At 69.3% G+C, this 16,854-nt stretch carries 17 protein-coding genes; 10 read left to right on the top strand and 7 right to left on the bottom strand.

Annotated features, from left to right (window positions below; translation table 11 throughout):
- The first annotated feature begins 148 nt into the window (after positions 1-148).
- Positions 149-1,399 carry an MFS transporter gene (locus ACIPC1_RS07125; RefSeq protein ID WP_402514045.1) on the top strand — a complete coding sequence of 417 codons (1,251 nt, stop codon included), beginning with the start codon at positions 149-151 and terminating at the stop codon, positions 1,397-1,399.
- Between the two features lie 20 nt (positions 1,400-1,419).
- Here ACIPC1_RS07125 and ACIPC1_RS07120 read toward each other — a convergent pair whose 3' ends face one another.
- Positions 1,420-2,121, bottom strand: coding sequence for a PepSY domain-containing protein (locus tag ACIPC1_RS07120; RefSeq protein WP_402514044.1), 702 nt, complete (start codon positions 2,119-2,121; stop codon positions 1,420-1,422).
- A gap of 134 nt (positions 2,122-2,255) precedes the next feature.
- On the opposite strand from ACIPC1_RS07120, the gene ACIPC1_RS07115 reads away from it, so the two are divergent.
- Both ACIPC1_RS07115 and ACIPC1_RS07110 read left to right on the top strand, forming a co-directional pair.
- Positions 2,256-2,972: a response regulator transcription factor gene (locus tag ACIPC1_RS07115; RefSeq protein ID WP_402514042.1), complete on the top strand. Its 717-nt coding sequence runs from the start codon at positions 2,256-2,258 to the stop codon at positions 2,970-2,972.
- The gene (locus ACIPC1_RS07110) at positions 2,969-4,375 is read left to right on the top strand and encodes an ATP-binding protein (protein ID WP_402514039.1); all 1,407 of its coding nucleotides are present in this window, start codon (positions 2,969-2,971) and stop codon (positions 4,373-4,375) included. The genes ACIPC1_RS07115 and ACIPC1_RS07110 overlap by 4 nt, the downstream gene beginning before the upstream one ends.
- Before the next feature lie 170 nt (positions 4,376-4,545).
- Here ACIPC1_RS07110 and ACIPC1_RS07105 read toward each other — a convergent pair whose 3' ends face one another.
- The 4 genes from ACIPC1_RS07105 to ACIPC1_RS07090 all read right to left on the bottom strand — a co-directional run bounded on the left by ACIPC1_RS07105 (position 4,546) and on the right by ACIPC1_RS07090 (position 7,193).
- Positions 4,546-5,022, bottom strand: coding sequence for a MarR family winged helix-turn-helix transcriptional regulator (locus ACIPC1_RS07105; RefSeq protein ID WP_402514038.1), 477 nt, complete (start codon positions 5,020-5,022; stop codon positions 4,546-4,548).
- A 92-nt stretch (positions 5,023-5,114) separates the two neighbouring features.
- Positions 5,115-5,912, bottom strand: a complete 798-nt coding sequence (locus tag ACIPC1_RS07100) for an AIM24 family protein (protein ID WP_402514037.1) — start codon at positions 5,910-5,912, stop codon at positions 5,115-5,117.
- Positions 5,909-6,559, bottom strand: a complete 651-nt coding sequence (locus ACIPC1_RS07095) for an AIM24 family protein (protein ID WP_365440937.1) — start codon at positions 6,557-6,559, stop codon at positions 5,909-5,911. The genes ACIPC1_RS07100 and ACIPC1_RS07095 overlap by 4 nt, the downstream gene beginning before the upstream one ends.
- A gap of 1 nt (position 6,560) precedes the next feature.
- A complete protein-coding gene (locus ACIPC1_RS07090) occupies positions 6,561-7,193 on the bottom strand; it encodes an AIM24 family protein (RefSeq protein WP_402514845.1) in 633 nt (210 codons plus the stop codon).
- 240 nt (positions 7,194-7,433) lie between these two features.
- Between ACIPC1_RS07090 and ACIPC1_RS07085 the strand changes: the two genes are divergently transcribed.
- The 4 genes from ACIPC1_RS07085 to ACIPC1_RS07070 all read left to right on the top strand — a co-directional run bounded on the left by ACIPC1_RS07085 (position 7,434) and on the right by ACIPC1_RS07070 (position 12,023).
- Positions 7,434-7,781 carry a DUF3817 domain-containing protein gene (locus ACIPC1_RS07085; RefSeq protein ID WP_402514843.1) on the top strand — a complete coding sequence of 116 codons (348 nt, stop codon included), beginning with the start codon at positions 7,434-7,436 and terminating at the stop codon, positions 7,779-7,781.
- Positions 7,778-8,071, top strand: a complete 294-nt coding sequence (locus ACIPC1_RS07080; RefSeq protein WP_365440933.1) for an MTH1187 family thiamine-binding protein — start codon at positions 7,778-7,780, stop codon at positions 8,069-8,071. The genes ACIPC1_RS07085 and ACIPC1_RS07080 overlap by 4 nt, the downstream gene beginning before the upstream one ends.
- Before the next feature lie 205 nt (positions 8,072-8,276).
- On the top strand, positions 8,277-10,064 hold the full coding sequence (locus ACIPC1_RS07075) for a glycosyltransferase family 2 protein (RefSeq protein ID WP_402514033.1): 1,788 nt from the start codon (positions 8,277-8,279) through the stop codon (positions 10,062-10,064).
- Between the two features lie 3 nt (positions 10,065-10,067).
- Entirely contained in the window at positions 10,068-12,023 is a 1,956-nt protein-coding gene (locus tag ACIPC1_RS07070) for a galactose oxidase-like domain-containing protein (RefSeq protein WP_402514030.1), read from the top strand.
- Positions 12,024-12,045: 22 nt separating this feature from the next.
- Here ACIPC1_RS07070 and ACIPC1_RS07065 read toward each other — a convergent pair whose 3' ends face one another.
- Positions 12,046-13,059: a glycoside hydrolase family 6 protein gene (locus ACIPC1_RS07065; protein WP_402514028.1), complete on the bottom strand. Its 1,014-nt coding sequence runs from the start codon at positions 13,057-13,059 to the stop codon at positions 12,046-12,048.
- A 189-nt stretch (positions 13,060-13,248) separates the two neighbouring features.
- On the opposite strand from ACIPC1_RS07065, the gene ACIPC1_RS07060 reads away from it, so the two are divergent.
- The 3 genes from ACIPC1_RS07060 (at position 13,249) to ACIPC1_RS07050 (ending at position 15,956) form a co-directional block, all read left to right on the top strand.
- Positions 13,249-13,758 carry a MarR family winged helix-turn-helix transcriptional regulator gene (locus tag ACIPC1_RS07060; RefSeq protein WP_384390103.1) on the top strand — a complete coding sequence of 170 codons (510 nt, stop codon included), beginning with the start codon at positions 13,249-13,251 and terminating at the stop codon, positions 13,756-13,758.
- A gap of 75 nt (positions 13,759-13,833) precedes the next feature.
- Positions 13,834-14,172, top strand: a complete 339-nt coding sequence (locus ACIPC1_RS07055; RefSeq protein ID WP_402514024.1) for a DUF3817 domain-containing protein — start codon at positions 13,834-13,836, stop codon at positions 14,170-14,172.
- An 83-nt stretch (positions 14,173-14,255) separates the two neighbouring features.
- Positions 14,256-15,956, top strand: coding sequence for a methylmalonyl-CoA mutase (locus tag ACIPC1_RS07050; protein ID WP_402514022.1), 1,701 nt, complete (start codon positions 14,256-14,258; stop codon positions 15,954-15,956).
- Between the two features lie 191 nt (positions 15,957-16,147).
- Here the strand turns inward: ACIPC1_RS07050 and ACIPC1_RS07045 are convergent, their stop codons facing one another.
- On the bottom strand, positions 16,148-16,684 hold the full coding sequence (locus ACIPC1_RS07045) for a DUF1203 domain-containing protein (RefSeq protein ID WP_402514021.1): 537 nt from the start codon (positions 16,682-16,684) through the stop codon (positions 16,148-16,150).
- Positions 16,685-16,854 lie beyond the last annotated feature (170 nt).

Raw genomic sequence — 16,854 nt, 5'->3', positions numbered from 1 at the left:
CGGAGGGGGCGAAAAAACCCTCCTCAACCCCCCGCACCCGCTGTTAAGTTAGGCCGCATGTTCCTCCTCATGGCATAGGGCCCGCCCAAGCCGCGACCTCCGCGGCACCCAGGCGCCCCCTTCCGCCCTCTCGCCGAGGAACACTCACATGCCCGCGTCACCTTCGCGGCGGCCTTCGTACGCCGCCGTCCTCCGCATCCCCCACACCCGCCGCACCTTCACCACAGCCCTCGTCGGCAGACTGTCGTACGGCATGGTCTCCGTGGCCATGCTGCTGACAGTGACCCGGGCGACCGGGTCGTACGCCGTGGCAGGCACGGTCCTGGCGCTGTTCGGCGCCATGAGCGTCTTCCTGTCGCCCGCGAGGGCGGCCCTGATCGACCGGTACGGCCCCCGCCGTGCCCTCCTCCCCATGGCCTCGCTCTACGCGACGCTGCTCGGAGCCTTCGCGGCGACCGCCTGGCGCCCGGAAGCACCGCCGGTGGTCATCGGCGCGCTCGCCGTGGCGGCGGGCGCCTGCACACCCCCACTCGGCCCCACGATGCGCGCAGTCTGGGGCGAAGTCGTCGAGGACCGGCTGCTGTTGCAACGGGCGTACAGCCTGGACGGCGTGGCGGAGGAGATCCTCTTCGTCTCCGGACCACTGCTGGTGGGCGGGGTGGTGCAGTTCGCGCCCCCGGCCGCCGCCGTCGCGCTCAGTGCCGTGCTGGTGTGGACCGGGACCCTCGGGTTCGTCCTGTCACCGGTGGTGGCGGGCGTACGGCCCGCTGCCGTGCGGGCCAAGCGCTCACGAGCCCGGTTGGGCGGCGGTCGTGCCCTCGCGCAGCCCGTCGTCGTCGCGGCGGGCGTCGGGCTGGCGCTCGGAGCCCTCGACCTGCTGGTCATGGCCTTCGCCGAGCAGCGCCAGCACGGGGACGACGTGGTGGCCTGGGTCCTCGCCGCCCTCTCCGCGGGCAGCGCGCTGGGCGGGCTGCTGAACGGAGCCGTCAACTGGCGTACGTCCGCGAAGGCGCGGCTGCCGCTGATGGCCGGCGGCGTGGGGCTCGCCCTGCTCGCCGCCGGACTGGCGCCGGGCCTCGGTACCCTGACCGTCGCGGTGGCCTGCGCCGGCTTCTTCGTGGCCCCGGCACTGACCACGTCCTACCTGATCGCGGACGAGGCGGCACCACCCGGCTTCCGTACCCAGGCGGGCGCCTGGGTCAACACCGCCGTGAACGCCGGGAGTTCGGCGGGCGCGGCGGGCGTGGGCCTGCTGGTCGGCCCGCTGTCGCTGGGCTGGTGCTTCGCGGTCGCGGGTTCAGTGGCGCTCGCCGCGGGCCTGCTCTCCGCGAGCGGCGTACGGCGCCTGCCCGTCCCGCCGGGAACCCCCGCTCAGGCGGAGGCACCCGGCCGGGTCTGACCGCCCGCGACACGGTGGTCTCAGTTGTCGTCCGACGAGCGGTCCGGGGTGACCTGGGCCGTTCGGAGGTCGACCAACCAGTCGTGTCCCGTGCCGCTCTGTGCCAGGGTCTCGACCTCCCACACGGGGGAGGCGGCGTCCTCGTCCAGGTCGATCGAGGTGACCGTGCCCTGCGCCGCGGCGGCCTTCGCGGCCTCGGCGGCGGAGGTGGAGCCGCCCTTCAGGGCGGCCCGGACCCGGGCCGCGTCATCGGAGGCGTCGTCCTCGCGCTCCGTGCGGGCGGAGAGGACCTTGCCCGTACCGGGGTCCACGTGGACGCTGTGCCACTTGCCCGCGCCGTCGAGGATGTCGATGTCCCAGGTCACCGCGTCGGCCTTGGTGTTCCCGTCGTCCCCGTCGTCCTCGTCGCCCCCGTCGTCCCCCTCGTCCTCGTCGTCCAGTTCCGCGGAGACCGCGGTACCGGGTGTGTGGCGCAGGGCCGCGCCGAGCGCGTCGGCCGCCGTCATCTTCGCGGCCTTCACCTCGCCGCTGTCGTCCCGGCCGCTGTCGTCCCGGCCGTCCTCGTCACCGACTACGTCGTCGTCCCGGACCTCGGTCGCCACCCGCGTGCCCGACTGCGGCGTCGACGCCCCGTCGTCTCCCGTGACCGCGAGGGCCGTCGCCGTGCCGCCCCCGACCAGGGCCGCGGCCGCGACGGTGGCGATGACGATGTTGCGCTTCATGAGAGTCCTCCCGAGTTGATCTCCAGCGCCCTGGTGCGGCGCCGTTCGACGGGGACCAATCTGCGCGACGGACACTGAAGGCAGCCTGAAGCCGCCTGAAGCCTTCTTCAGCTTCGGTTTGCGAGGCTTGGCGCATGCTCCCACCCGTCTCCCACCACCACCCTGCTCGGGGCGCTGCGCGCCGCCCCTTTCGATTCTTGATCGTGGAGGACGAGAAGCGACTTGCCGTGTCGCTCGCCAAGGGCCTGACCGCCGAGGGCTACGCCGTGGACGTCGTCCACGACGGGCTCGAAGGGCTGCACCGGGCCGGTGAAGGGACGTACGACCTCGTCATCCTCGACATCATGCTGCCCGGCATGAACGGCTACCACGTGTGCTCCGCCCTCCGCGCCGCCGGCCACGACGTACCGATCCTGATGCTCACCGCGAAGGACGGCGAGTACGACGAGGCCGAGGGGCTCGACACCGGCGCCGACGACTATCTGACCAAGCCGTTCTCCTACGTGGTGCTGGTGGCGCGGGTGAAGGCGCTGCTGCGGCGGCGCGGTCAGGCCGAGGCCTCGCCCGTGCGCGTCGTCGGTGATCTCAAGGTCGACACCGCGGCCCGGCGCGTGTTCCGTGGTGAGGACGAAGTCACCCTCACCGCCAAGGAGTTCGCGGTCCTCGAACAGCTCGTGCTGCGCGCCGGGGAGGTCGTCTCCAAGGCCGACATCCTTGAGCACGTCTGGGACTTCGCCTACGACGGGGATCCGAACATCGTCGAGGTGTACGTCAGCACCCTGCGCCGGAAGCTGGGCGCCGCCCTCATCCGGACGGTACGCGGCGCCGGTTACCGCCTGGAGGCACGATGAGGCGCCTCTTCGGCTCGGTGCGGTCGCGGGCCACGCTGGGCGCGACCCTTGTCGTCGCCATCGCGCTGATCGCCGCGGGGACGGCCGTGACGCTGTCCCTGCGGTCCAACCTGAGCGGGCAGGCCAGTACGCAGGCCGAGCGGTCCGCGCGGTCCGTCGCCGCCGACCTCGCGGGCGGGCAGTCCTACGACCAGTTGTCGCTGGACGACGACGACCGTCCCGTCCAGGTCGTCGACCAGGCAGGGACGTTGGTCGCCGCGAGCGAGGAGCTGGAGCGGATCAGCGGGACGGGGGTCGGCGCCGTACGGCCACAAGGTTCCGCGGCCGGTGTCGGCGACGATGACGACCAGGGGGACGACGACGAGTCCCTGGAACCCGGTGAGATCGGCGAGGAGACGACCTTCGGCGACGGCTCCGCCGCCATCGACGGCGACACGGAGGACTACCGGTTCGCCGCCGTGACGGTGGAGGTGCAGGGCAAGGGCACGCTCACCGTGTACGCCGGTGCGCCACTGGCCGCCGAACAGAGCGCCGTACGCACCGCGTTGACCGTCATGTTGATCGGGTTCCCGCTGCTCCTCGCCGTGGTGGCCGCGGTGACCTGGCGGGTGACCCGGCGGGCGCTGCGGCCGGTCGAGGGCATCCGGAGCGAGATGGCCGCCATCACGGCCTCCGAGGATCTCGCACGGCGCGTTCCCGTACCGGACACCCACGACGAGGTCGCCGGTCTGGCCCGCACGACCAACGAGACGCTGGCCGCCCTGGAGGCGTCCGTCGAGCGCCAGCGGCGGTTCGTCGCCGACGCCTCCCACGAACTGCGCAGCCCCATCGCCTCCCTCCGCACCCAGCTCGAAGTGGGCGCCGCACACCCGGAGCTGCTCGACCTGGCGGGGGCCGTCGAGGACACCGTACGGCTGCAGCGACTGGCCACCGATCTGCTGCTGCTCGCCCGGCTGGACGCGGGGGAGAGGCCCGCGGGCACGCGCTTCGACCTCGGGGCGCTCGTACGGGAGGAGGCGGCCGGCCGGGCAGGGGTGGCCGTCGACGCCCCGGTCGTCGAAGTGACGGGTTCCCGGGGGCAGTTGGCGAGAGTGCTGGCCAATCTGCTGGACAACGCCCGGCGGCATGCGGGGGAGCAGGTCTCGGTGCGGGTGCGCAGGGACGGTGTGTGGGCCGTGGCCGAAGTCGCCGACGACGGGGCCGGTGTGCCCGCCGACCAGCGCGAGCGCATCTTCGAGCGCTTCGTACGACTCGACGACGCCCGCACCCGCGACGACGGCGGGGCCGGTCTCGGCCTCGCCATCGCGCGCGATGTCGCGGTACGGCACGGAGGAACGCTCACCGTCCGAGAGGCACCCGAGGGAGGCGCACTCTTCGAACTCCGGCTCCCTGGAGCCCCGTAAGGGGCGCGGGGAACTGCGCGACCAGCCACGGCGGACCCGCAGCCACGGCGGACCCGCAGTCACGGCGGACCCGCAGTCACGGCGGACCCGCAGCTACAGCGAACCCGCAATCAAAGCGAACCCGCAATCAACGCCGACCCGCAGTCGAAATCGGCCTACCCAGCGGAGCGCTACGGCTTGCCGCGCTGCCCCCGCAGATGCTCCGCGATCGGCGTCAGCGTCTTGTGGAGCTCCTCCAGCGCCTCGGGCGAGAGCAGGTCCATGAAGTGCCGCCGGACGGAAGCCACATGGTGCGGGGCGACTTTCTGCATCGTCTCCATGCCGTGGTCGGTGAGGACCGCGAACAGTCCCCGGCGGTCGGACTCGCAGTTCTCCCGGCGCACCAGATCCGCGTTCTCCATGCGCGTGATCTGGTGCGAGAGGCGGCTCTTGGACTGGAGGGTGGCGGACGCGAGATCGCTCATCCGCATCCGTACGCCCTCCGACTCGGAGAGGTTCACGAGGATCTCGTAGTCGTTCATGGTCAGGCCGAACGGTTGCAGGTCCCTCTCGAGCTGGTAGGTCAACAGCCTGTTGACCTCCAGATGGGTGCGCCAGGCACACTGCTCCGCATTGCTCAGCCAGCGCGTGGCCGTCTCGGTCTCCATAAGTGAAGTCTACCTAAAATGTTGAAAGGCGAACTAGTGAGGGCGGTGTGACTACGCGCACGCGTTCGATGTCACACTCCGCAGACTACCGCTCACAGCCCGAAGCGACGCTGGAGGTCTCCCAGCTGTCCGGGAAGGCGCGGTACGCCTGCCTGTTGTCCGTGCTGGCCGGGTACCCCGCTCGCGCCGGGTACTCCTGCCTGCTGCGGGACCGCTCCCGTGGCCAGCTCGGCCATGAGGGTTTCGGTGGACTGGAGCAGTACCGTGCCGGCCCCCACGAACTCGAACTGGTGCTCTTCTCCGGAGGCTCCGCCGATGCCCGTCATCGCACGTAGGCCGCCCATGACGCCTGTCATGTATCCGTGGTCGTAGTGGTGGCACGGGGAGGGGCAGTCCGCCCAGCCGACCAGGGCCTGGGGGTCGACCCGGATCGGGGGTTCCATGAACACCACCGGACCGTTCGAGGCGGCCACGAACTTGCCCGTTCCGATAAGGGTCAGGAAGCCCGGCACGATCGACTGCTTGAGGGCCAGAGTTGGCTGAAAAGCGAGCAGATTGCCGGAGCGAATGGTCAGGTTGCCGTCTCCCAGATCGTACGAATTCACGTCGAAGGCCCGGTCGGCGAGCAGCATCTTGCCCGAGCCCTCCGCCACGACCCAGTCGCTCGCGTGCAGAGGCGAATGGAATGACGTACGGACAAGTCGGTCGAGCCGGCCGTGTCCGATGCCGTTGAAGTCGATCGTCCCGTAGTAGGCGATCATCTTGCCCTTCTGCAGGAACCACTGGCTCCCCTTGAGCTCCACGCAGAAGGTGTAGTTGTTCACGTTGTCGTCGACGGGCAGTGTCATCGGGTCGTACACGGTCGGCCCCGAAGCTCCGTATCCGCTCACAGCTTTTCCTCCGAGGCCTGGACGTACACCGCTCCGTTGCCGCTCAGCTCCAGTTGGAACGCCTCGCCCGAGCCGCGGCCCACCATGTCGCGCCAGCCCAGCGCCGTGGACAGTTTGTTGCGTACGTCGCCGTGGTGCGCGACGTACGCCTGGGGGTCGACATGGACCGGGCGCTGTGGGGTGATCGGGATCTCGAACACGCCGCCGTGCGCCATGACGGCGACCGCGCCGTGCCCCTTCAAGGTGGTCGTGAAGAGCCCCTGGCCGGTCACCTGACCGCGCACCATGCCCATCACCCCGCCCTGCGAGCCCATGAACATCGTGCCCTGCTGGAGTGCGCCGTCGAAGGCGAGCAGCCGGTCCGCCTCCACGTACAGGGTGTCGCCGGTGAGGCCGATCACCTGGATGTGGTGGCCGCCGTGCCCGAAGAGCACCGTGCCGGAGCCCTCGACGGTCATCAGCGGGGTGGCCTCGTTCGCCAGGCGGCGGCCGAGCATCGACATCACCCCGCCCTGGCCGCCCTGGATGTTGGGCGTGAAGGAAACCTCGCCCTTGTAGGCGAGCATCGCCCCGCGCTGACTGAACATCCGCTGGCCGGGCAGCACGGTGGCCTCGACCATCTTCGAGTTGATCTCACGGAAGGGCATGTCACACATCCCCCGCGATCGTGTTCCGCTCACTGGGCTGTACGTAGACCAGGCCGTCGCCCTCGAAGCGGATCTGGAAGGCCTCGCCGCCGCCCTCGCCCAGGAACGTGCGGAAGGTCACACCCGACTGGAAGGACTGCCGCACATTGCCCTGGTGCGCGATGTACGCGCCCGGGTCGACGGTCAGCGGGTACTGCGCACTCACCCGCAGCACCACCGCCGGGCCGTCGGACATGATCGCCGCCTGGCCGTGGCCCTCGACGGTCGTCGTGAACAGACCGTTGCCCTGGGTGGCACCGCGCATGCCCGTGAACGAGGTGCCGGTACGCAGCCCGGCATCCGTCACGAGCAGATTGCTCGACTCGACGTACAGCTTGTCCCCCTGGAGATTCACGAGGTTGATCTCGGAAGCCCGGTCCGCGAACCAGCAGGTCCCGTGCCCCTTCACCTCCATCACCGTCATCTGCTCACCGGTGAGGCGCCGGGTCACCATCCCCCGTACGCCCTCACCGCCGCCGCTCATCTTCTTGAAGGCCATCTGGCCGTCGTACGCCACCATCGAGCCGTTCTTCGCCTTTACGGCGTCCCCGGTCATGTCGACGGCCAGCACCTTGCTGCCTTGAAGTCGGTACATCGCCACGCTGTGAAGGTATCTGCCGGGTGCGGTCCGCCAAAAGGGCCTACGGGTGGATCTCGTCCCTGATCGGACCCCTAGGGGGCCGGGGATCTTGCGGGCGCGCCGCCCCGCACCCCGCGCCGGGACGGCCGGGGGCCGGGTGCCACAATGGTTCGGACGCTTGTGCCTGGGTTCACAAAGCGACGTTCCTGCCGAAAGTGCGACTCCCACCTAAGGTGACCCGTGGACTTCAAGACCCTGGACATCAAGACCGCCAGCGCCCTCCGCCGCCTCCGTCTGGTCTCGGCCCCCGAGGCGATCTCCTTCCTCCTCCTGCTCGTCTGCTCGGTGCTGAAGCGGACCACGGACTTCAACGCGGTGCCTGTCATGGGCGCGGTCCACGGCATCCTCTTCATCCTGTACGTGATCTTCTGGGCGGACGCCTGGAACCGCACCAAGTGGGGCGCGGGGACCGCGGCCCTCTACTTCATCCTGTCCGTGCTGCCCACCGGCGGTTTCTTCGCCGAGCGCAAGCTCAGGCACGAGGCCGAGAGCGCGGTCATCGCCTCCCGCGCCCGGCGCGAGGGCGTGGTGAAGACGTCATGATCGTCGCCTTCTCCGTGACACCGCTGGGCGTCGGCGAGGACGTCGGGGAGTACGTCGCCGACGCCGTCCGGGTCGTACGCGAGTCGGGGCTGCCCAACCACACCGACGCGATGTTCACCTCGATCGAGGGCGAATGGGACGAGGTGATGGCCGTGGTCAAGCGCGCCGTCGCCGTCGTCGAGGAGCGCGCCCCGCGCGTCTCGGTCGTCCTGAAGGCGGACATCCGTCCCGGGGTGACGGACGGTCTGACGTCCAAGGTGGAGACGGTGGAACGCCACTTGTCCGCGTAGTCCCCCATACGAGGAACGCACGAGGAACGTCCGAGGAACGTACGAGGAAACCCCGGCCCTTCTGGGCCGGGGTTTTGTCGTGTCCGGTCCGGCGGGGGCGGTTACTCCTTCGGACGCGCCCAGTTCGACACGCCACCAAATCTCCACTTGTGTATGGGTATCGGCTCGTTCGATCACCGGACAAGTTCAATCACTGGAGGGCGCTGTGCGGCCCGAGGGCTACGACTACGACACCTACAGCCGTCTCGCCGGACCGCTCACGCAGCCGCCCGGCCCGGCGTACCAGGTGCAGTACACCAAGCTCCTCTCGCGAGAGCCGCACCGAATACGCGCTGTCCTGCTGATGACCTTCGCGCCGATCCTCACCGGCGTACTCCTCGTCTACCTGGTGTGGCCGAGCCACTGGGTGGAGCGCGACGGCGGCGCACGCTGGCTGGTCGGGCTCGACATCGCGATGCTCATAGCCATCGGGCTGATCGAGTTGTTCATGGTCGTCAACGTGATCAGCATCGCGCACGCCACGATGGTGGCGCGGGACCCGATACCCGTCGAGGCCCAGGAAGGGACACGGGTCGCCTTCCTCACCACGTACGTGCCCGGCAAGGAACCCCTCGCCATGGTCCGCGCGACGCTCGAAGGCGCGGTCGCGGTCACCCACACCGGCCCCGTGGACGTCTGGCTCCTCGACGAGGGCGACGACGAACAGGCCAAGGCGCTCTGCGCGGAACTCGGCGTCCGGCACTTCACCCGGTTCGGTGTCCCGGAGTGGAACCGCGACAAGGGCGTCCACAAGGCCCGTACCAAACACGGCAACTACAACGCGTGGATCGCGATGCACGGCAAGGAGTACGAGTTCTTCGCCTCCGTCGACACCGACCACGTCCCGCTCCCCAACTTCCTTGAGCGGATGATGGGTTACTTCCGGGACCCGAACGTCGCCTTCGTCGTCGGACCGCAGGTCTACGGCAACTACGAGAACCCCGTCACCAAGGCGGCCGAGTCCCAGCAGTTCCTCTTCCACGCGCTGATCCAGCGGGCCGGCAACTGCTACCGCGCGCCCATGTTCGTCGGCACCAACAACGTCGTACGCATCACGGCCGTCCGCCAGGTCGGCGGCTTGTACGACTCCATCACCGAGGACATGGCCACCGGGTTCGAGCTGCACCGCCACAAGAACCCGAAGACCGGCAGGCACTGGCGGTCCGTCTACACCCCGGACGTGCTCGCCGTCGGTGAGGGACCCGCCTCCTGGACGGACTTCTTCACGCAGCAGATGCGCTGGTCGCGGGGGACGTACGAGACGCTGTTCAAGCAGTACTGGAAGGCGCCGTTCACGATGCCTCCCGGCCGCCTCTTCTCGTACACGATGATGCTCGTCTACTACCCGATGACAGCCGTCAACTGGCTGCTGGGCATCATGAGTTGCTTCCTCTTCCTGTGGTTCGGCGCATCCGGCACCCAGGTCGCCGCATCCGTCTGGCTGATGCTCTACAGCGACGCGGCCGCCCTCCAGATCGGCCTCTACCTCTGGAACCGGCGGCACAACGTCTCCCCGCACGAACCCGAAGGCTCCGGCGGTCTCGCGGGCATGGCGATGTCGGCGCTCTCCGCACCCATCTACCTCAAGTCGCTCGGCGAGGCCCTGATCCGCCGCCCCAGCCGCTTCGTGGTCACCCCCAAGGGCGGCGAGGCCAACCCCGACCGGCTGCTGACCTTCCGTATCCACCTCACCTGGGCGGCGCTCCTCGGCGTCTCGCTCGCCGCGTCCGTCGTCCTCGACCACACCCACGCGGCCATGCGCACCTGGGCGCTGCTGGCGATGGGGATCTCGCTCGCCCCGGTCGGCGTATGGGTCTCCACGCTGCTCAAGGAACGCAGGGCCCGGCAGCTGCCCCACGTGACGGCCGCACGGATCACCGAGGCCGTCGAACCCGCCCTCGCGACCAGCGGCAGCTCGACCGCGGTCACCAGCTCCACGACAGGAGGTAACTAGGCCATGGCCTACCAGCCCTCGCAGAAGACGAAGAAGACCGTGCTGGGCATCGGCGGCATAGTCGTGCTCGCCGGACTCAACGCCCCCGCCGCGGTCGGCTTCGCCAGCGAGACGTACTACGAGTACAAGATCGCGCAGCCCGGCTACAAGGCGAAGTACGGCTCCTGGAGCCACCTCGACATCCCCGACGACTACCGCACCAACGCCATCCACGCCGCCCTGCTGCACACCGGCAAGGTGCTGATCGTCGCCGGCTCGGGGAACGAGAAGCGCAAGTTCGACAAGGGGTCCTTCGACACCGTCCTCTGGGACCCGACGACCGACACCTTCAAGAAGATCGCCACTCCCGACGACTTCTTCTGCTCGGGGCACGCCCAACTCCCCAGCGGCAGAATGCTGGTGGCCGGCGGCACCGCCCGCTACGAACTGCTCGGAGACGAGGTCGAGCGGGCCGGCGGCGGTATGCGCGTGAAGAACGAGAACCCCGACAAGGCGGTCCTCCTGAAGAAGGGCACCCTCTTCCGCTCACCCGCCGGCGTCGAGTACGTCAGCAAGGTCGACGTCCGGATCCCCAAGGCCAAGCGCACGCAGAAGGTCACGTACAACCGCGCGGGCGTCATGCAGCCCTGGAAGACCAGGATCGTCGCGAGCGAGACCCGCGTCTTCGTGGAGGCCACCGAGGACGGCCCGACCTCGGCCACCGACAGGCAGGCCCAGTACGAGATCGTCGGCCTGAAGGGCAAGGACGCCGACAACACGTACGGCCTCTCCGAGAAGATCACCCTGGAGAAGCAGGACTTCCAGGGGATCAGAGCCGCCTACGAGTTCGACCCGACGGCCGAGAAGTACATCCCCGTCGACCCCATGCAGAAGGCCCGTTGGTACCCGACGCTCGTCGGGCTCGACGACGGGCGGGTGCTCGCGGTCTCCGGCCTCGACGACGTCGGCGTGATCGACCCCGGCGACAACGAGATCTACGACCCGAGGACGAAGAAGTGGACGCCTGGCCCCAAGCGCTACTTCCCCACCTACCCCGCGCTCTTCCTCACCAAGGGCGGCAAGCTCTTCTACCCGGCGTCCAACGCCGGTTACGGGCCCGCCGAGATGGGCCGCGAGCCCGGCATCTGGGACCTGAAGACCAACAAGTTCGAGAAGGTCCCCGGGCTGCGGGACCCGGACGAGACCGAGACCTCCGCCTCCCTGCTGCTGCCGCCCGCCCAGGACCAGAAGGTGATGATCCTCGGCGGCGGAGGCGTCGGCGAGTCCAAGAAGTCGACCCCGCGCACCGCCGTCGTCGACCTCAAGAAGGGCAGCCCGTCCTTCGAGGACGGCCCCAACCTCCCCCAGGGCACCCGGTATCTGAACAGCGTGATCATGCCGGACGACTCCGTCTTCACCACCAACGGCTCCGAGGACTACCGCGGCCGCAGCGCCAGCAACATCCTCAAGGCGCAGTTCTACGACCCCAAGGGCAACGCCTTCCGCGAGGCCGCCTCCCCGAAGGTCGGCCGCAACTACCACTCCGAGGCCCTGCTGCTGCCCGACGGCCGCGTCGCCACCTTCGGCTCCGACCCGCTCTTCGACGACCAGCAGAACACCAAGCTGGGCCACTTCGAGCAGCGCATGGAGATCTTCACCCCGCCCGTCCTGCACAAGAACGGCAAGAACCGCCCGGTGCTGGGTGACGGCCCGAACGTTCTCGACAGCAAGCGGCGCGCGACCTTCGCCACCCCGTACCCGGAGCGTGTGGTCAAGGCCCGGCTGATGCGCCCGAGCGCGGTCACCCACACGACGGACGTCGAGCAGCGCTCCATCGAACTCGGGCTGACGAAGACCAAGAACTCGGTCACCGTGGACATACCCAGCGACCGGGCTCTGGTCCCCCCGGGCTGGTACATGCTGTTCGTGACGGACGGCGAGGGGACGCCGTCGGAGGCGAAGTGGATCCAGGTCAGGTGAACGGCGTAGGTGAAGTGCCCTGCTACGCCTTGGAGTTGCGAGCCAGCCCCAGGGCGTAGTCGGGCCACCACTGTCCGGCGGCCGGGCCGCCCCGGCACTCACCGTCCGACTCCCCGGGCCGCTTGATCCACAGATAGGCGTCGAGGGCGGACTCTCCGGTCTGGGTGGTCGGCCTGGTTCCCAAGGCCCGGCCGGGCGGGTTGCACCAGGCCTCGCCGCGGTCGCCGCCCAGCGGCCCGTTGCCGCTGCGGCTGCTGTCGATCACGAAGTGCTTGCCGCCGAGGTCCTGCGACAGCTGGACGCCGTACTTCTTGGTCACCGCGTCCGTCTGGAAGTTGGAGACGTTCAGGGAGAAGCCGTCGGCGCCGGCGACCCCTGCGCGTTGCAGCGGTTCGACGAGTTTCCAGGGCTCGTCGATCCAGGCGGGGTTGCCGGCGTCCAGGTACACCTTGGTGTGGGGCTGCTGCTTCAGCCGGACGATCGCCTCCGAGAGCAACTGCTCGCGCTCCGCGTGGTATTCGCCCGGTGTGCAGCCGTCCACGATGTGTGCGACGGCGTCGGGTTCGAGGATCACGAGCGCGTTGCTGTCGCCGAGCGCCTGCGCGAACTTCTCGATCCACGCCCGGTAGGCGCTCGCGTCGTACGCCCCGCCCGCCGAGTGCTGCCCGCAGTCACGGTGCGGAATGTTGTACGCCACGAACACCGTCGTCCGCCCCTCCTGCGCCGCCGCCGAGGTCGCCGCCCCGATCGCCCCTCCCGGCTCGTCGCCCGCGGGCCACAGCGCGGCGGGCTGACCGGCGATCCGCTCCAGCAGCTCGGCGTCCTGCGTACGGCCCTGTCGGCTCCACATCTCGATCTGCTGGGCGGCGGGACTGGCGGGGTCGACCCAGAAAGGGGACGGGGACTGTGCGGTGGGCGTCGCGTCCTGGGGTGCGCGCCGGACGACGGAGGCCTCGTCGACGCCTGGCGTGGACGAGCAGCCCGCCGCGAGCCCGAGCGCCGCGAGTGCCGCGAAGGTACGGATCAGCCGGGACATCCTGCCCCCTTGGGCGAAGGTGACTATCAGTGACGATTCATCGGCAATCGTCGCATAGGGCGCTTAGTCGACATGGATACGACACTGGGGCGGCGGGGTGCGCGCGGTGTACTGCCCCGCATTCCACGGCGGGGACCGAAAGGCGAGACAGGGCTGACCACGATGTGACCGGCCGGTAAGGTCTTTGGCGTGTCGAAGCCGCTCAGCCTTGCCTTTGATCCCATCGCCCGTGCCGACGAGCACTGGAAGCAGCGGTGGGGCTCTGTTCCGTCCATGGCGGCGATCACCTCGATCATGCGCGCGCACCAGATCCTGCTCGCGGGGGTGGACGCGGTGGTCAGGCCGTACGGGCTGACGTTCGCGCGGTACGAGGCGCTGGTGCTGCTCACCTTCTCCAAGGCCGGCGAACTGCCGATGTCCAAGATCGGCGAGCGGCTCATGGTGCATCCGACCTCGGTGACCAACACCGTGGACCGGCTGGTGAGGTCCGGGCTCGTCGACAAGCGCCCCAACCCCAACGACGGGCGCGGCACGCTCGCCTCCATCACCGAGAAGGGGCGCGAGGTCTGCGACGCGGCCACCCAGGACCTGATGGCGATGGACTTCGGGCTCGGCGCGTACGACGCCGAGGAGTGCGCGGAGATCTTCGCGATGCTGCGGCCGCTGCGGGTCGCGGCGCGGGACTTCGACGAGGAGTAGGACGGGGGAGGGCTCCTCCGTGGTGAGCCGGGGGTGCCCGAAGATCGCCCGAAACCGGTGGTTACGCTCGTCTCCATGAAGAAAAGCGTGCTGACCCGCTATCGCGTCATGGCGTACCTCACCGGTGTGCTGCTGGTCCTGCTGTGCCTCGGCATGATCGCCAAGTACGGCTTCGACATCGATGGAGCCGTCGACTTCACCCGCCTCGTCGCCATCGCGCACGGCTGGCTGTACGTCGTGTACCTGATCGTCGCCTTCGACCTGGGCTCCAAGGCGAAGTGGCCGGTCGCCAAGCAGTTGTGGGTGCTGCTCGCGGGGACCGTTCCGACGGCCGCCTTCTTCGTGGAGCGCCGGATCTCGCGCGAGCTCGAGGGCAAGATCACGGATGCCACTCCCGTGGTCGCCAAGGTGTAAGCGTGTAAACCCTGCCGCCGTATGGGCAACCTGCGGCGGTCAGCCATCGACATTTACTAGGACGTCCTAGTAAATTCGAAGGTATGGACGCTGACGCCATCGAAGAGGGCCGCCGACGCTGGCAGGCCCGGTACGACACTGCGCGCAAGCGCGACGCAGACTTCACCACGCTCTCCGGTGATCCCGTCGAGCCGGTGTACGGGCCCCGGCCGGGAGACACGTACGAGGGCTTCGAGCGCATCGGCTGGCCGGGGGAGTACCCCTTCACCCGCGGCCTCCACGCGACCGGCTACCGAGGGCGCACGTGGACCATCCGGCAGTTCGCCGGGTTCGGGAACGCCGAGCAGACCAACGAGCGCTACAAGACGATCCTCGCCAACGGCGGCGGGGGCCTGTCCGTGGCCTTCGACATGCCCACCCTCATGGGGCGCGACTCCGACGACCCGCGCGCACTCGGCGAGGTCGGGCACTGCGGGGTCGCGATCGACTCGGCGGCCGACATGGAGGTCCTGTTCCAGGACATCCCGCTCGGTGACGTCACGACGTCGATGACGATCAGCGGGCCGGCCGTCCCGGTCTTCTGCATGTACCTGGTCGCGGCCGAGCGGCAGGGTGTCGACCCGGGGCTGCTCAACGGCACGCTACAGACCGACATCTTCAAGGAGTACATCGCGCAGAAGGAGTGGCTCTTCCAGCCCGAGCCGCACCTGCGCCTCATCGGTGACCTGATGGAGCACTGCGCGGCGAGCATCCCCGCGTACAAGCCCCTGTCCGTCTCCGGCTACCACATCCGCGAGGCCGGCTCCACGGCCGCGCAGGAACTGGCCTACACGCTCGCCGACGGATTCGGATACGTCGAACTGGGCCTCTCCCGCGGCCTGGACGTGGACGTCTTCGCACCCGGCCTGAGCTTCTTCTTCGACGCGCACCTCGACTTCTTCGAGGAGATCGCCAAGTTCCGGGCGGCGCGACGGATCTGGGCACGCTGGATGCGCGATGTGTACAGCGCCACGTCCGACAAGGCGCAGTGGCTGCGCTTCCACACACAGACGGCGGGGGTCTCACTGACCGCCCAGCAGCCGTACAACAACGTGGTGCGTACGGCGGTGGAGGCGCTGTCGGCGATCCTGGGCGGCACCAACTCGCTGCACACGAACGCCCTGGACGAGACCCTCGCGCTGCCGTCGGAGCAGGCCGCGGAGATCGCCCTCCGTACGCAGCAGGTGCTGATGGAGGAGACGGGCGTCGCCAACGTGGCCGACCCGCTGGGCGGTTCCTGGTACGTCGAGCAGCTCACGGACCGGATCGAGGCCGACGCCGAGAAGATCTTCGAGCAGATCAGGGAGCGGGGGCTGCGCGCCCACCCGGACGGGCAGCACCCGATCGGTCCGATCACCTCCGGCATCCTCCGCGGCATCGAGGACGGCTGGTTCACCGGCGAGATCGCCGAGTCCGCCTTCCAGTACCAGCGGTCACTGGAGAAGGGCGACAAGCGGGTCGTCGGCGTGAACGTCCACCACGGCTCCGTGACCGGCGATCTGGAGATTCTCCGGGTCAGTCACGAGGTGGAGCGGGATCAGGTGCGGGAGCTCGCGGGGCGGAAGGCCGGGCGGGACGACGCGGCGGTGCGCGGTGCACTGGAGACCATGCTCGCCGCGGCGCGTGACGGGTCCAACATGATCGCGCCCATGCTGGACGCCGTACGGGCGGAGGCCACGCTCGGGGAGATCTGCGGGGTGCTTCGGGAGGAGTGGGGGACTTACACGGAGCCGCCGGGGTTCTGAGGTGCCGGGGTTCTGAGGTGACGGGTGCGGGGTTCGGGGGCAGGGCTTGGGGTTTTCGCTCCCTCCGCCCTACCCCGTCCCTGGGGGCTGTCGCCCCCAGACCTCCGCTGTCGCCCCCAGACCTCCGCTGTCGGCCTGAACGGCCTTGTTCTCAAACGCCGGACGCCGGACGGGCTGAAGACGGCCCCTGCTTACCGGCGGTGGATCTCGACCATGAAGCAGCCGAATTCCACTGCGCGGACGTGTACCAGAGCGACCGCCGGATCGGCGAAGACGTCGCGCAGCGCGCGGTCCACCTCGGTGGCCCGTTCCTTCGGGATCTCGATCAGCGTTCCGCCGAGGATGTGCCCCTGTGCGTCGTAGGCGCGGAGCACCCGGCGAGCGCCGTGCAGTTCTGTCGGATAGCCGGGACCGGAGGTCTGTCCGTCGCATTCCTCGGCGTGAACGAAAACCGGACCGCACTCGTCGTACGGGCCCGGCTCGGCGCCTGTCTCCGCCGCCCAGCGGCGCAACGGCGCGTACGCGACAAGGACGATCCGCTCACCTGTCCTGCTGTGCCGCAGACAGCAGCGCAGTGGGGCACCGCCCTCCGGATCGGTGACGGGCACCCGGGTGAGACCGGCGTCGTCCCGTTCACGCAGTTCCTTCAGTACGGCCGGATCGATGGCCCGGGCCTCATGGGTCGTAGCCGCGGTGGCCGCTGTAGCCGTGGTCGTATTCGTCGTCATGGGTCAAGCATCCGCAGCTGCCCGTCCCTGTGCTGGCGGCAATCGGACCTCGCGCTCGACAAATGGGGCGGCCGATCCCACGGCCGCTCTCGACACCGATCACTGGTGCGGGGGCGGCCGTAGGTAGTTGTACTCATGACCGGCCGCCGCCGGGGCGGGATCATGGGCCG

Origin of the sequence: Streptomyces sp. NPDC087263, from assembly GCF_044744645.1 — a bacterium.
GTDB lineage: Bacteria > Actinomycetota > Actinomycetes > Streptomycetales > Streptomycetaceae > Streptomyces.
This window is presented reverse-complemented; position numbering and strand designations above follow the sequence as displayed.